20 protein-coding genes are annotated in these 13,620 nt (G+C 68.6%); 12 read left to right on the top strand and 8 right to left on the bottom strand.

Annotated elements, in window-relative coordinates:
* Positions 1–45: 45 nt before the first annotated feature.
* Together DMA15_RS17480 and DMA15_RS17475 are read right to left on the bottom strand one after the other, a co-directional pair.
* Positions 46–282, bottom strand: a complete 237-nt coding sequence (locus DMA15_RS17480) for a hypothetical protein (protein ID WP_125513749.1) — start codon at positions 280–282, stop codon at positions 46–48.
* Positions 279–572, bottom strand: a complete 294-nt coding sequence (locus tag DMA15_RS17475; RefSeq protein WP_125513748.1) for a helix-turn-helix transcriptional regulator — start codon at positions 570–572, stop codon at positions 279–281. Before DMA15_RS17475 ends, DMA15_RS17480 begins: the two co-directional genes overlap by 4 nt.
* A 271-nt stretch (positions 573–843) precedes the next feature.
* Here DMA15_RS17475 and DMA15_RS17470 point away from each other — a divergent pair, with 271 nt between their 5' ends.
* The 4 genes from DMA15_RS17470 (at position 844) to DMA15_RS17460 (ending at position 3,463) form a co-directional block, all read left to right on the top strand.
* Positions 844–1,251, top strand: a complete 408-nt coding sequence (locus DMA15_RS17470; RefSeq protein WP_164551778.1) for a helix-turn-helix transcriptional regulator — start codon at positions 844–846, stop codon at positions 1,249–1,251.
* A gap of 168 nt (positions 1,252–1,419) precedes the next feature.
* Entirely contained in the window at positions 1,420–1,662 is a 243-nt protein-coding gene (locus DMA15_RS17465) for a hypothetical protein (RefSeq protein ID WP_125513746.1), read from the top strand.
* A complete protein-coding gene (locus DMA15_RS38005) occupies positions 1,643–1,774 on the top strand; it encodes a hypothetical protein (protein WP_276314352.1) in 132 nt (43 codons plus the stop codon). Before DMA15_RS17465 ends, DMA15_RS38005 begins: the two co-directional genes overlap by 20 nt.
* A gap of 3 nt (positions 1,775–1,777) precedes the next feature.
* On the top strand, positions 1,778–3,463 hold the full coding sequence (locus DMA15_RS17460) for a site-specific integrase (RefSeq protein WP_125513745.1): 1,686 nt from the start codon (positions 1,778–1,780) through the stop codon (positions 3,461–3,463).
* A gap of 279 nt (positions 3,464–3,742) precedes the next feature.
* Here DMA15_RS17460 and DMA15_RS37515 read toward each other — a convergent pair whose 3' ends face one another.
* Both DMA15_RS37515 and DMA15_RS38000 read right to left on the bottom strand, forming a co-directional pair.
* Complete coding sequence (locus DMA15_RS37515; protein ID WP_240659835.1) at positions 3,743–4,252, bottom strand: phage minor capsid protein; 510 nt, start codon at positions 4,250–4,252, stop codon at positions 3,743–3,745.
* A gap of 1,171 nt (positions 4,253–5,423) precedes the next feature.
* Entirely contained in the window at positions 5,424–5,552 is a 129-nt protein-coding gene (locus DMA15_RS38000; protein WP_276314351.1) for a hypothetical protein, read from the bottom strand.
* 393 nt (positions 5,553–5,945) lie between these two features.
* On the opposite strand from DMA15_RS38000, the gene DMA15_RS36690 reads away from it, so the two are divergent.
* Complete coding sequence (locus tag DMA15_RS36690; RefSeq protein WP_164551777.1) at positions 5,946–6,116, top strand: hypothetical protein; 171 nt, start codon at positions 5,946–5,948, stop codon at positions 6,114–6,116.
* Positions 6,117–6,581: 465 nt separating this feature from the next.
* On the opposite strand, the gene DMA15_RS17450 is transcribed toward DMA15_RS36690, so the two are convergent.
* The gene (locus tag DMA15_RS17450; protein WP_125513744.1) at positions 6,582–6,851 is read right to left on the bottom strand and encodes a hypothetical protein; all 270 of its coding nucleotides are present in this window, start codon (positions 6,849–6,851) and stop codon (positions 6,582–6,584) included.
* A 134-nt stretch (positions 6,852–6,985) separates the two neighbouring features.
* Between DMA15_RS17450 and DMA15_RS17445 the strand changes: the two genes are divergently transcribed.
* The 3 genes from DMA15_RS17445 (at position 6,986) to DMA15_RS17435 (ending at position 9,892) form a co-directional block, all read left to right on the top strand.
* Positions 6,986–7,819 carry a hypothetical protein gene (locus DMA15_RS17445; RefSeq protein ID WP_125513743.1) on the top strand — a complete coding sequence of 278 codons (834 nt, stop codon included), beginning with the start codon at positions 6,986–6,988 and terminating at the stop codon, positions 7,817–7,819.
* Positions 7,820–8,054: 235 nt separating this feature from the next.
* Positions 8,055–8,711: a response regulator transcription factor gene (locus DMA15_RS17440; RefSeq protein WP_125513742.1), complete on the top strand. Its 657-nt coding sequence runs from the start codon at positions 8,055–8,057 to the stop codon at positions 8,709–8,711.
* 107 nt (positions 8,712–8,818) lie between these two features.
* Positions 8,819–9,892, top strand: a complete 1,074-nt coding sequence (locus tag DMA15_RS17435; RefSeq protein WP_125513741.1) for a histidine kinase — start codon at positions 8,819–8,821, stop codon at positions 9,890–9,892.
* Here DMA15_RS17435 and DMA15_RS17430 read toward each other — a convergent pair.
* Entirely contained in the window at positions 9,889–10,533 is a 645-nt protein-coding gene (locus DMA15_RS17430; protein WP_240659834.1) for a response regulator transcription factor, read from the bottom strand. The two genes, DMA15_RS17435 and DMA15_RS17430, sit on opposite strands and share 4 nt — an antisense overlap.
* Positions 10,534–10,714: 181 nt before the next feature.
* Between DMA15_RS17430 and DMA15_RS17425 the strand changes: the two genes are divergently transcribed.
* Positions 10,715–11,029, top strand: a complete 315-nt coding sequence (locus DMA15_RS17425; protein ID WP_125513740.1) for a hypothetical protein — start codon at positions 10,715–10,717, stop codon at positions 11,027–11,029.
* Positions 11,030–11,037: 8 nt separating this feature from the next.
* A complete protein-coding gene (locus tag DMA15_RS36685; RefSeq protein WP_164551776.1) occupies positions 11,038–11,205 on the top strand; it encodes a hypothetical protein in 168 nt (55 codons plus the stop codon).
* Between the two features lie 88 nt (positions 11,206–11,293).
* On the opposite strand, the gene DMA15_RS17420 is transcribed toward DMA15_RS36685, so the two are convergent.
* The gene (locus DMA15_RS17420; RefSeq protein ID WP_125513739.1) at positions 11,294–11,749 is read right to left on the bottom strand and encodes a VOC family protein; all 456 of its coding nucleotides are present in this window, start codon (positions 11,747–11,749) and stop codon (positions 11,294–11,296) included.
* Positions 11,750–11,862: 113 nt separating this feature from the next.
* Here DMA15_RS17420 and DMA15_RS17415 point away from each other — a divergent pair, with 113 nt between their 5' ends.
* Positions 11,863–12,525 (top strand): TetR/AcrR family transcriptional regulator, encoded by a 663-nt coding sequence (locus DMA15_RS17415; RefSeq protein WP_125513738.1) that lies wholly within the window; start codon positions 11,863–11,865, stop codon positions 12,523–12,525.
* Positions 12,526–12,624: 99 nt separating this feature from the next.
* The gene (locus DMA15_RS17410) at positions 12,625–13,197 is read left to right on the top strand and encodes a hypothetical protein (protein ID WP_125513737.1); all 573 of its coding nucleotides are present in this window, start codon (positions 12,625–12,627) and stop codon (positions 13,195–13,197) included.
* Positions 13,198–13,219: 22 nt separating this feature from the next.
* On the opposite strand, the gene DMA15_RS17405 is transcribed toward DMA15_RS17410, so the two are convergent.
* Positions 13,220–13,579, bottom strand: coding sequence for a chaplin (locus DMA15_RS17405; RefSeq protein WP_206302757.1), 360 nt, complete (start codon positions 13,577–13,579; stop codon positions 13,220–13,222).
* Positions 13,580–13,620 lie beyond the last annotated feature (41 nt).

Genomic DNA, 13,620 nt, shown 5'->3' with positions numbered 1-13,620 from the left:
TCGGGCCTGCAAGCGGAGCGGCCCTCTGGCGCGTCCAGGGGTGGGTCAGGCGGCGGGGGCCGCCTCGTCCTCGCGGATGCCGAGGAAGTCGATGAGGTCGCTGCGGCGTACGCGGAACGCGTGGCCCAGGCGGAGGACCTCAAGGGGAAAGTCGCCGCTCCGGATGAGCGCGTAGCCCAGCTCCTGCGACACGTTCATCGCGGCGAACGCCTGCTTGGCCGACGGCATCGCGGGGAGCGCGAGCACCTCGTCGGGAGTGAATGCCTGCTTCCGCGTCGTCATACGGCCACCGCCAGTCGTCCGGCGCTGAGAGCGGCATGGCGCCCTGCTCGCTCGCAAGGAATCCAGAGGACCAGCAGGTCAACGCCGATCGCGGCGGATACGCGCTTGGCCTTGTCCTCGGGGAGGCTCTGCTGTTCGCCGGTGAGCAGCGAGCCGACGGTGCCGACGGAGACGTCGGCAGCGGCGGCTAGCTCGCGCACCGTGAGGCGGGAACCGGTGCCCGTGCGCTGCATGAGGGTGCGCAGCAGGGTGCCGTTCACCAGCCGGTACATAGGCGTAGTTGTGCTCACGTTCACCTCGCGAAATGTTTCATTCAGCGATCTGAATGCGAGAAGCATTGCACTGCCTGAACGTTCTGTCCAGCAGCCTGAACGGGTGGCGCGTAAAGGGATGGCGAAAAGCGCCCGTGCGACCTGGCGCGCACGGGGTGTGTACTGAACAATCCGTTCAGCTAGTTAAATAGTTAGGGTTGCCTGACCAGCACCCTCTTTCTCGCTGGTCGCTTCCAGTCCCTGAACGATCACCAGTCAACGCAGTCCCAGGAGTGGCAGCATGACCCCCATGGCCGCACAGGACCCGTCCCCTACTGACGACCAGCGAACTCAGTTCCGCGACCTGATCAGAGAGCTGCGTCAGCAGAGCGGGTTGTCCCTCGTCCGCTTTGCAGAGCGGGCGGTCGACCCTCTAACCAAGACCACGGTGAAGCCCGGATGGATCCACAGACTGGAGTCGGGGGAGCCCGTCACGCCGCCTCAACTGCCGGAATTGCGGGCGCTCGCCGAGGCCGGCGGGTGTGACCTTGAGATCTTGCAGGATGCTGCTAGCGCGCAGTTCCATGGAGTGGACCCCGTTTACAGCGCATCAGGCGAGGCGAGGGCGTTCGTGAGGAAGACCGAGCGGCTGACCCCGAAGCAGCGTGCCCAGCTGCAGGCCTTCCTCGACACGATCGTGCCTGCCGAAGGCGAATGACTATGCCGTCGGCAGATGTCACCCCAAAGGATTACACTCCGTAACAACTCTGTACCGGTAGTAGTGCTCCGTGGCTGATGATGTCAACATGGCTGCCTGCCTCGTAGATCCATGCGGGGCGGGTGTGCACATACTTGTTCGAACATCTGAGCGAGGAGTGGGGGAGATATGACGCGTCAGCCCGCGAAAGCCTGGTGGGAATTCAGCGACGCACTCCCGGACGGAGAGGTCCTCCTGCCGGTCCAAACCGACCAGGGCCTGATCATGGCCGTACGTCGCGGACACATGTCCGAAGAGCTTCTGGTGGAACTCAATAAGGTGCTGGAGCACCTCATCGGCACCGGCCGCTGGAATCCTGGTGAGGACGGAGGCCACGACGATGACGGAGGGGATGGCGACGACACCCCCTGAGGGCGGCGAGCTTGTCCTCTTCGTGAGGACCGGGCTCATGTCGCACGACGTATCCGATGCAGTGGGCCAGCTGCTTGCCACCAACGGCCCCGAGAACCAGGTCGAGGAGTAGCTCATGCCGTCGTCGCGCCGGGCCGGAGGCATCACGAAGCGCTGTGAGTGCCGCGGTGCGGACGGCAAGCTGCTGGGCACCAAGTGCCCGCAGTTGAAGAAGAAGAGCCATGGCGCGATCGCACTGCGCCAAGAACTCCCGCTCGACGCCAACGGCAAGCGCCGACCGTTCCGCAGGACCGGCTACGCCACTGTCACGGACGCCCAGACCGACCTCTCCCGGCTCCAGGCGATCCTCGACCTGCCAGGCGACGACCCTGAAGATCAGCGCCGCGTCGGCGATCTGCTTGCCGACGTCATGAAGAACCGGGCACCGATCCCCGCGGCCGCCGAGGTCTCTCGGCGCCTCGGGGTCGGTATCCCTCTCGACGGCAAGATGACCGTAGGAGCGTGGCTTGACAAGTGGATGGCCGGGAAGAAGACCAGGTCCACCACGAACAACAGCTACCGCTCGCACATCAAGGTTCACCTCCGGCCACGCATCGGGCACCTGCGTCTCGACCGGCTCAGCGTCGATCACTGCCAAGAGATGTTCGATGCGATCGCTGACGAGTCGGACGTGATTCGTGCCGAGAATGCGGCGCGCCGTGAGCAGGTGGCCCGCTGTAAGTGGGGACGGCCTGGCGCGCCCCCCGCTTCCGAGCGGGCGCGGCTGGCGGCTGAGCGCGAGAAGCTGGCGGCCATGCCGCCGTTCCGGAGGACGAACACCCCAGCCACGCGGCACGCGATCCGGCGCACACTGCGCGCCGCTCTGAACAAGGCGATCTCCTCCAGGTTGATCACTTTCAACCCGGCCTGTCACGTCGAACTGGGGTCGAGCGCGCGGCCCAAGGGCCTGCTGTGGACCGCTGAGCGCGTGGCCCGCTGGCGGGAGACGGGGGAGATCCCCAGCCGGGTCATGGTGTGGACGCCAGAGCAGGTCGGTGCATTCCTCGATGAGGCCGAGGGGCACCGGCTCTACATCGGGTACCACCTGATCGCGTACCACGGGCTTCGCCGCGGTGAAGGGGTCGGTTCGGCCTGGGAGGACGTACACCTTGACGTGCGCCAGCCGTACATCGATGTCCTCAAGGAGATCGTCGTAGACGGATGGACGCCGATTGAAACAGCCCCGAAAACGGATTCCTCCATGGACTCAGTGAAGATTGACCGTGGCACCGTGAGGGCCCTGCGGGAGCATCGCGTACGCCAGCAGGCCGAGCGTGGGGCGTGGAATGCCCAGGCGAGGAAACGGCGGGCCAAGGGTGAGGACGTGGCCGACTGGGTCGACACCGGCAAGATTCTTACGGGTGAAGACGGATCGTGGCTGCATCCAGACGTGTTGAGCAAGGAGTTCAGGCGGCTCCGCCAGCGCGCGGACCTACCGCCCATCAACCTTCGGGACCTCCGCCACAGCGCTGCCGGGCTCGTGAAGGCCGGCGGCGGCGACTTGCACGATGCGAAGGTGAAGCTGCGGCACTCCACGATCGTTCTCACCAGCGACACCTACATGGCGATGTTCCAGGAGTACGAGGACGAGCTGACGGAGAAGTCGGCCGCCGCCGTTCCTCGCGCACGACAGGGGGGTGCAGATGCCCCGGCGCCGGGCGCTGTTCCGCCGCCGGGGCCCGCAGCATCGCAGCCAGCGAGCGCGGATGGGATTGGCTTCACGGTAGAGGACAGCACTGACAACGGCCCCACTGCGGCGTAGACTTGACGTAGACGGAAAGGGCCTCTCACCTGCGGGTGAGGGGCCCTTCTTGCTGGCCCGCTGCTGGCCCGAAGGCCACGCAACGGCACCCTACGCGGCACAACAGAACACGACGAGCACCCTGTCTCAGGTGGAACCAAAATACCGGTGACCTGCACGTTAGACACCCTGAGGCTCCATTGGGCAACACGACACAACGGGGCGCGATGGAGTCGCCGCAGACTTTTAATCCATTGGTTGTGGGTTCGAGTCCCACACGGTCTACAGCTGAGAGCAGCGTCAGAATTGCTCTGACCTGCACGGATGGGGGCTCGACGGGGAACTCTCGGTCGGGCCCCCCGTTCCGTTCCGCCCCACGTGCGTGTCCGGTGCGTGCCCTTTGGCACCAGTCCGGTTCCGTGGGACGAGGCTCGCGGACTTGTCGGCGAGTTCCTGGCTCAGCTCGGTGAACAGGCCTGTGTACGTGGCTCCGGTGAGCTTGATCGTAGAGTGCCGAAGAGCCGACTTCACGTAGAAGATGTCGCGGCCGGCGTCGTAGGCCACGATCCGGCGCCCAGCAACAAGGTCGAGGTCGGCGGCGCGCAGCCGGTCGGCGTGTGCCTCGACTGCGGCCCGCCCGGTGCTCGTGCGCACGGCCATCTCGGCGTAGGTGGTCATGGACCACGTACAGCCGGCCTTGTCGGTGAACGAGCCGATGCCGCGGTCGGTGAACTGCTGCACGGAGCGCTGCGTCGCCTGCCTACGGGTGTCGATGCCGACCAGCGGCGTGCCGGAGACGATGGCGACCATACGCCGGTACACGTCCTTGACCGCCCGGAGAATCCCCCGGTGCGTGGCGGTGACGAGTGCACGGTCTCGGCCGTGAGCCCGTCAATGCTCCTCGTGTTCGGGGTGACGTCGACCGCCCGGCGCGCGTCGGTATCCGACAGGGCGCCGAGCTCGGCGAGCACGGCTGGTGATCCGACGTCGTACGCCTCGGTCACGGCGTCGAACATTTCCAACTGCGCAGCGGACGCGAGGGCGTCGACGACCGCCTGCGCCGCGCTGGCGACCACCCGGCCGGGGGCGTCGACCCCGTCGGCGAGCTGCAACGTCATGATCTCCAGCAGGCGCAGCTCGGCATCGGCGTGGGTGGATCGGCACCCCTCGCCCCTTGCGTGATGTACGCCACTCCTCCGGGTCATTGCGTTTTGCGAGTGGAAGGCGATGACGCTCTTCGGCTCTATTTCTCTTTAGCGGATGACGGAATTGAGGATGCATTTAAAGGTGTCCGGGGAGGACTTTACAACGATTCATTGTAAAGTCGCTCGTCTTGCCTTTGAAATGAAGGGTGCGTGTCTGTCAGTATGAGGGGCGCGCGCAGTTCGGAAAGCGAGAGCCCAACAACCCCTAGTAGGTGCCAAGTTGGAAAGTGACATGCCCAGCGGTGCGCGCGGGAGCAAATACCTCGTCTTGCCTGTGCGGCGGCCCTCGGTCAGGTGGAGTGCGATCTGTGGTGGTGGAATCGTGGCGGCCATTGCGACCGGGCAGGTGCAACAGCCCCACGCCGTGTGGGCGTTGGTGGCTCTAGGGGTCGCCGGGCAGTGCTGCGATGCCGTCCTTGCATGGTCGGAAGGCCGTACCGCACCCCGGGGTTGATCACCGCGAGAGCCCGGCCTGCATGGGGTCAGGGGCGGGGTGAAGAACTGCCGGTCGAGCCGGAGCAGTACGTGCAGCATGTCGGCGACCGCGGGCTGCCAGTACCGGCTTCTTGCCCCGGATGGTCATGCTGCGCCGCTCCTTGGCGTTGGCTTCGGTTGCGGTGACGGCGGCGGTGTCGCCGAGGCCAAACGACTGGACGCTGTATCCGGTGGAGCGCACGGCCTGCTGCGCGATGGTGTCGGCCGTGCGGGCGTGTTCCTCGACTCTGATCGCGAACCGCGACAGGGTGATACCTGCTCCCTGCTCGGTGGGCGGATGTTCAGCGCCTGCCAGATCTCCCGGTCAGCGTCGAAGCTCGCGGGCCCTGGTCGCGCAGCCAACTGGACCATGTCTCGTCGAGTGCGTCGTACAGATCGGCCATCAGCAGGTCGAGACCGGTCTCGATCACGTCGCCCTGCGTTGGCGCCGTCGGCGAACGTCAGGCCCAGCTCGCTCGCGATCTCAGAGACGGTGGCAGCGGCGCGCCCCAGCTCGCGGGCGGTGGCGTTGCGGGACTTGCCCGCAGTGTGCGGGGAACGCACGGCATCGCGGTCGGTGATCGGTGAGGGCATGGCATCACCGCCTCTCCGCAACTTTCGGAATCAGGGCGCCGGGTGATGCCGACGATGGACGGCGCAACTTGGCCACCGGGAAAACGGTCGAATCAAAGGCAGAATGCGACTTCTGTCATATTGCTTAACGCTGTCAACCATTACAAACAAAGCAATCGAAGGCATTTCGTGCCATGCTCGCCGCGGGGTGGCCGCTCCGGTTTCTGTCCGCGAATTGGCAAGGGGAAGTCATGGAAAACGCAGCAACGACGGTCGAGTGCGATCTGCGACCTGCACTCGTCACGGTCGTAATCCTGGTCGTCGTGGTCTTGGCGGCCAACATCAGTACGCAGGTGGCACCCCTGGTTGCCATGGCGATCACGGCCATTGCCGGTGGCGTCGGGCGCAGGATGAGCAACTAGCCGACACAGCAACGCCCCGCCGCAGGGGGGTTGCGGCGGGGCGTGCGTGCTAGGGGTTGCTTCCGGGCACGCCGGGGGCAGAGCCGAGCAGGTCGGCGCACTTCCATACGCGCCGCCCCTGCTCGTTCAGAGGAACGGGCGCGGCACACTCGGCACCGGTCGAGCAGGTCACGCTCGGCGCAGCACCTAGGGTGCTGCGCACGTCGAGGCCGAGCGTCCGCAGCAGCCTGCCTCGGCAATCCGCGCGGTACGCCGTGGCTCGTGCAGCAGGTGCGGCGGGAGCGGGGCGAAGGGGGGCGCAAGGGGGGCGAGAGATCTCGCCGTGTGCCGCCTCTTACGGCTCGCCCGTGCCCCCACGCAGACAGCCTGGGGGCACGAGGGCCGGGCACGACGGGGCACCTGACACCAGCACGGCAGCTTATTGATTGCGCACGTGCGAATGCGGAGGGAAGACCCCAGCGCCTCTCAGGAGTTGTAGGTGATTTTGAGTTCGCTGCTGTAGGAGGCGGCCTCGTCGAGAGGGCCGTCCTTTGCAGGTGCCGACTTGCTGATGCCGTCGAACAGGCTGTACCTGAAGCTGAAGCCTAGGTTGGCCCTGCCTGTCCTGCCGCTCACCTTCACGGGGAAGGTGCAGTTGCCGAACACTGTCGAGGGCGTGTCCGGAGCTACCGGGATGGTCGGCTGGTCCGTCACCGAGTCCGCGGGACCGGGCGGCGGCGGGTAGGGCCCGGTCACCTAGTCACCTGGTCACCTACTCGCCCGCTCGCTCACTCGCCCCCTCAGCCGGTGACAGGCCTGCGACCCCGCCGGAGGGCGGGGGCCGGGTCCCGCCGGAGGGTGGTTACGGGGTGCGCCGGGGAGCGGCCAGGGTGAGCGCGGTAGTTACCCTCCCGCAGAAGGACCTCACGGTGACCTCACCCTTAGAAACCGCTGTGGCCGTGCTGAGCGGCGACGCGAAGTCCTCGTTCGTAGGAGCACTGCTGCGACTCCACGAGATCGGCGGGACGGAAGCGGACGCGGCGGTCATGGGTTTCGTCCACCGCATGTCAGCGATGGGGCGCCATGACGACCTCTACTGCCCGGAGATCCACGGGGTGGCGATCCGGGTCGCGGCGGAGCTGGATCCGGATCGGGACGTGGGGCCCTTCCTCGCCTTCCTCGACGCTCCACCACCGCGTAGCCGCCTGCTGTTACGGGCCCTCAGCTGGGGAGTGCTGGGACATCCCGACACCTTTCCGAGGTCGGCGTGGGGCTACACCCGGCTCCGGCGCCTCGATCCACCGCCCGTGGCCCGCTACGCGGTCCGGCTGCGGGCGACGAGCACCGCGCTGCGCGCCTCCGCGGCCATGGCGCTGGGCGACACGGCGGACCTGGGCGCGCTGGATCCGTTGGGGGACGCCCTCGCCGACCGTTCGGTGAGCGTGCGCTTCAGTGCCGTCAATTCCGTGCGGCGCCTGCACCATGCCGGAGCCGCGGCCGTCCTCCCCGGCCACCCCGCGCAGGAGGGCCTGGTGGCGTTGTTGAGGGCGAGGGAGAGTCCCGTGCGGCGGGCCGCGGTGCAGGCGCTCGTCCTGTTGGGGCGCGTCGATCTGGTCGAGGAGGTGATCAGATCCCGGGCCACCGCCGGCGATCTGCCGGACGCCCTCGCGCGGGGCGTCACCCCGCTGGCCCGGACCTGGCCGGGGGACCAGACCATCTGCTGAGCCTCCGCGGGGAGTAACGGGGCGGCCGCGACACGTGGTCCACCCTTCGAATCGGGCCCCCTCAGGGGTGCCGCCCTGCGCCCTACGGCACGGTCCGCTGAGCGGACCCCCGCCGTTCGGCGGGGGTCCGGGGCGGCTGGTCAGGGGTTCCGCGTACGGGGGTCGTGGGACACAGTGGGCCAGTGCCGGTTCGTCGCGAAAGGCATACGTTCTTTTTCGTTAAGGGTTCAATTTAATGAGTGCGCCGAAAAACGCCACGCTGAGGGTGATCGTGGTGGACGACGAGGAACTGGTGCGGGCCAGCTTCGCGGCGATCCTGTCCTCCGCGCCGGACATCGAGGTGGTGGCGGCCTGCAACGGCACCGTCGCCGTGGCCGCGGTCTCCGCTCACCTGCCCGATGTCGTGCTGCTGGACGTCAGGATGCCGGGCGTCAGCGGCCTCGACATCCTGCGGCACATCCGGAAGCTGCCGGAGCCGCCCGAGGTCATGATGCTCACGTCCTTCAGCCCGGGCGGCGCGGTGCGCGATGCCCTGAGGGACGGCGCGGCCGGCTACCTCCTCAAGAACACCGCGCCGGAGCAGGTCATCCGAGGGGTCCGTGTCCTGGCGGCGGGCGGCTTCATGCTGAGCCGGTCCATCGCCGCCCGGGTCGTCGAGGGATACGTCTCCAGCGTGTCCCCCGAGGCGGAACTGGAGAAGCTCAAGGCGCTCACCCCGCGTGAGCGGCAGGCGCTCGTGCTGCTCGGCCACGGCAAGTCGAACGAGGAGATAGCCGAGGCCATGCAGATCGCTCTCGGTACGGCGAAGGACCATATCGTCGCGCTGATGGGAAAGCTGGGCGTGAATCGCGTCAGGGCGGCCGTTCTCGCGGAGCGGGCCGGGCTGTTGTGAACAACCGCCCGTCCTGTGCTGTTCTGCTTGCCTTTCGGCGGCTGAGTCATGACGCGCGGCGCCGTCTTCTCCTCGGGCTGTTCATCTGCGCGGTTCTCGCCTGCGCCTTGGAGGACACCGAGCCGTGGCGGAGGCCTCTCGCGTACGGCCCCTGGGAAACGGCGATCCTTCTCCTCACACCTCTGCTTCTGCTGCCGGTGTACCGGTTCCCGGTCACCGTTTTCCTGGCCACCCTGCCGTGCGCGTACGTGTGGTACCTCCAGCCGTCCCTCTTCGCGCTCTACGTGATGGCGGCGAAGGGCAGAGGACTGGTGGCGGTGGCCGGCTACGGGCTGCTGGGTGCCACCTTCTGGACATCGATCCATTACGAGGGGGAAGAGACCTGGCTCGGCACCACCACGCGCGTCTGGGAAGTCGGGTCGTTCGTCGCGATTCCGGTGGTCATAGGCCTGCTGAACCGGGCCTGGAAGAGGTCCGCCGCCCGCCTCGCCGCCCTGGAGGAGTCCCGCGAGCGGGAATCCCGTCTGCTCACCTTGCAGGTTCTCTCCGCCGAACGTGACCGCATAGCCCGCGAGATGCACGACATCGTCGCCCATCAAGTGAGCTTGACCTATGTCCAGGCGGGCGCGCTGGAAGTCACCACCGGGGACCCGGCGGCCCGGGAAGTCGCGTGCGCCATACGCGACCGGGCCTCCCGGACCCTGGACGAACTGCACCAGATGGTCCAGGTCCTCCGTGTCTCCGGAGGTACGGCGGACGCCCTCGCCCCGCAACCACAGCCGCAGCTCAGCGAAGTGCCCGCGCTCATCGCCGAGAGCGGCCTCGACGTCGACTGCCGGATCGATGTCGCGCTCGACGGGCCGCTCTCCCCCGTGCGGTCCTCAGCGGTGCAGGCCGCTGTGTACCGCACCGTCCAGGAGTCCCTGACCAACGTGCGCAAGCATGCCCCGGGCGCCGACGTACGCGTCGAGGTGTACGCGGCCGGCCGACGGCTCCACGTGGAGATCCGCAATGGGCCGCCCGCTCCCGGCAGGCCGCCCCTGGACGTGCCTTCGAGCGGTTACGGACACGTCGGCCTGCGCGAGCGCGCCCGGCTGCTCGGCGGTACGTTCGCCGCGTATCCCACCGCTGACGGCGGATACCTCGTACGTGTCACCTATCCGGTCCAGGCCGCTCTCTAGTAGGGGAGCAGGCCCGCCCGGTCGGCGAGGAGGGCGGCCCTGAGACGGCTGCTGACCTCCAGTTTCCTCAGGATCGAGCCGACGTGGTCCTTCACGGTCGCGGGGCTCAAGTGGGTGCGCAGCCCGATCTCGGCGTTCGACAGGCCCGCGCCGACCAGGACGAGGATCTGTCGTTCGCGCGCGGTGAGCCGGGAGAGGTGCCCGGCGGACACATCGCGCCCGAGCCCGGCGACGTAGCGGGTGGCGAGGTCGTCGCCGATGCCGGCCGACAGCATTGTCCAGCCGTCCGCGAGGGACCGCACGAGAGGGGCGAGGCGTTCGGACGGGGTGCTCTTGAGCACGTAGCCGGAAGCCCCCGCGGCCAGGGCGACGGCCACGTGCCGCCGGTCGCTCGACCGGGAGAACACGCACACGCTCGGTGGCCGGTCCAGCCGGCCGATCCCGTCGGACAGTGGCTCGGCGTCAGAGGTGCAGCTGTCGAGCAGGACGACCTGAGGGAGCTGTTCCTGGATGGTCTCCACGGCACCGGCCACCGGCACCGCCGCGGCGACGTCGAGGTCGTCGGCCTGCTCCAGCGCGTACCGGACCCCGGCACGCGTCAGGGGTTCGTCGTCGACGACCACCACCCGGATCGTGGGCACGGCGTCCTCCACAGCTCGGGCCCCCTTCGCACCCCCGCCGGAACGTCTCAAGCGTACGCCCCCGCCGATCGCGGGGGTATGCGGACGACCTCCGGCGGGTACCGTCTGACCTGCGCTTATTCGAGGATCGGGACGAAAGCGGGAACAGAACGGCAGAGGGAAACAAGTGAAGATCAAAATCGTGTCGGCTTTGGTCCTGGCGTCACTCACGTTCGGGGCCGCCCCCGTCGCGTACGCCGTGGATCCGATACAGGAACACAGGATCGCGAACTGCTACTTCGACAAGAGCAAGCGCGGCGCGGAGCGCCAGAAGTACTGCAAGGCGCTGGAGGGCAAGCCGATGACGAAGACCGCGAAGAACTGCCTGGTCCGGGCGGGGATCGGCGGCGCCGCGGCGCTGGTGGTGGGGAAGGTCAACAAGAAGGTGGCCCGGGAGATCGCGGTGAACGTAGCGGGTGCCGGGGCTTCCGCCTGTCTGTCGGCGTTCGTCAAGTGAGGGCGCGAATGAACGGCGTACTGGCGAAAGCCCTGGTTCTCCTCACCTGGGTGGTGGCCCTGGTCCTCATCGACAGGCACACCGAGCCCGAGTGGGCCATGCTCCTCCTCATCGCCGCCTCCGCGCTGGTGATGGCGTACGCGCTGGTCAAGGTCGACGAGAAGGTGAAGGGCTGACCTCGGTCGTCCGGATCCATGGTCGTATCCATGGTCGTGGAACAGCGTCCAGGGCGGCCCACCCCGGCAGCCCTGGGCGCGTGGCCGTCTAGCCCGCCGCCCCGCCGAGGTAGTGCGCGAGGGCCGGCCCGCCCCACCCCATCTCGATCAGTTCGAGGAGCAGCCCGTCGGTCGTGCGGTGGTAGAAGACGCCCGGTTCGGTGTCGCCGGACAGGACGACCGCCGACGCCTGGAGCGGGAACCCCGCGTCGGCCATGCGGGCGGACTCCGCGCGGGCGCCCGCGGCCCAGTAGCCGACGTGGTGCAGCCCCGGCGTGGACCAGATGGTGCCGGGGACCAGTTCCAGGAGTTCGAGGTAGGGCGGGCCCTGCGTGGAGAACGTCATCATCGGGCCGTCTCCGGTGGGCCCGTCACCGGTGACCTGCTCTCCGCTGCGGACGGTCGGCAGCCAGCGGACGCCGAGCAGTTCGGTCAGCTCGGCGCTGGCCCGGTCCAGGTCGGTGACGACCACGCCGAGGTGGTAAGCGGGGACTACGACAGGCATCGTTCGCTCCCTTCTCGTACCGGTCCCGTACCGGCGACCGGCGGGGTACGGGGCACCCCGCTCCCTCAACAATACGACCGACCGGTCGGACTTTCTTTGTTACGCTGTGCGGTGTGACGGTCACGAGACGGCAGGCCCCCGACAGGCAGCCCGACGGACGCCGACTGCGCGGCGAACGCACCAGGGCGGCGGTGCTCGACGCCGCCGTCGAGCTGGCCTCCACCGACGGTCTGGACGGACTGACGCTGGCCCGCCTCGCCGGTCGCCTGGGCGTGAGCAAGTCCGGCCTCTTCACCCACTGGCCCGACAAGGAGACCCTCCAGCTGGCGGTGGTCGAGCGGGCCCGCGAGCAGTGGGCCGAGCGTGTGGTGCGCCCCGCGCTGGAGGGCCGCGACGGGGTGCGTGCCCTGTGGGCGCTGCACGAGCGCCGGCTGGCCTTCTACGCCGACGAAGTCCTCCCGGGCGGCTGCTTCTTCGTCACCGCCCAGACGGAGTTCGACGACCGTCCGGGCCCGGTCCAGGACCGGCTCCGCGCCCAACTGCGGGAGTGGGAGGGCCTGATGGCCTCCCTCGTGCGGGACGCGATCCGGGCGGGCGAGCTGCGCCCCGGCGTCTCGCCCGGCCTGCTCGCGTACGAGCTGGACGCGCTGGGCCAAGGGGTGGTCACCCGCTCCCGGCTGCTCGAGCGGGACGCGGCCTTCGCTCACGCGCGCGGCGCCGTACTGCTGCGCCTGCGCGGGCTGTGCGTCGATCCCGGTCTGCTGCCCGGCAGTTGAAGTCGCCTTCGGGACTTTGTCCAGTGGTTCCGGGTTCTCGTCCGCCGGTGGTGCGGAGTTCGGCATGGTGGGATTCCGTACCGTCGCGAGGAGGCGTCCATGTGGACCGTGGAGCAGTTCGGGGCCGCGCACGAGGGGTATGTCGGGGCCGTTCTCGAGGATGGGGCCGAGCCGGAGCCCGCGTATCTGGATCCAGGGAGCGGGTCCGCCTTCCACAAGACCCGTGAGTGGTGGGCCTACAACGGCAGTCTGAACCGGCCGCGGGCCGCGCGGGCGCGCGCCGCCTGTTCGTGTGGGTGGCGCGGGGAGGGGGAGTACGTCATCGAGTGGGAGGACGTCGACATCTTCACCGACACGTTCCCCTCGGCCGAGCCCCTCGGCGACTGGCACCGGCACATCGCCGATGTGGAGGCCCGCACCGTCCCGCTGCCCGCCGCGGTGGCCGCGCTCCTGGAGCAGCTCGACGCGCAGCTGACGCGCCTTGCCGAAGACGCGCCGCTCGCCGCCCTCAAGGCCGTGGCCGCGCTGGAGAGCACGACCAAGCGGATCGCCGCCGGCGCCGCCGCCTACGCGGAGGCCGACGACCTCTCGGGCGAGGTGCTCGGGCGGGCGCTCGGGGTGTCCCCTTCGGACGCCGAGTCGCGCCTGCTGCGTTACCGCCTCACCCGGTAGGGGCCCAGGCGGGGGCGTCCGGTCAATTCGGTTCGCAGACGTTGTCCCGCGCGGGGTTCAGTACGCCGGCGACCGAGATGCTGTTGCCGCAGACGTTGACCTGGGCCTGCACCGGGACCTGGACGAGGTTGCCCGTGCCGATGCCCGGGGAGTCGACGGCCGTTCCCTTGGCGTGGGCGCCGGTGTCTGTGTCCGTACCTGTGCCCGTGTCCGTACCCGTGCCGGTGCCGGTGGTGCCCACACCGGCGTTGGGCGTGGGGTCGGCCGCGGCCGAGGTGGCGCCGCCGATGAGGGTGACCGCCGCGAGCGCCGCCGCGGCGAGGAACCGGCGTTTGCCGAAGGGCGCGGGTGCGGGCGTGGGGATGGGGATGGGTGTGGGCATGGGGTGCCTCCACGTGCGTAGGGCGTGCGTCGGTCCTCTGG

Origin of the sequence: Streptomyces sp. WAC 01529 (assembly GCF_003945545.1) — a bacterium.
Lineage (GTDB): Bacteria > Actinomycetota > Actinomycetes > Streptomycetales > Streptomycetaceae > Streptomyces > Streptomyces anatolicus.
This window is presented reverse-complemented; position numbering and strand designations above follow the sequence as displayed.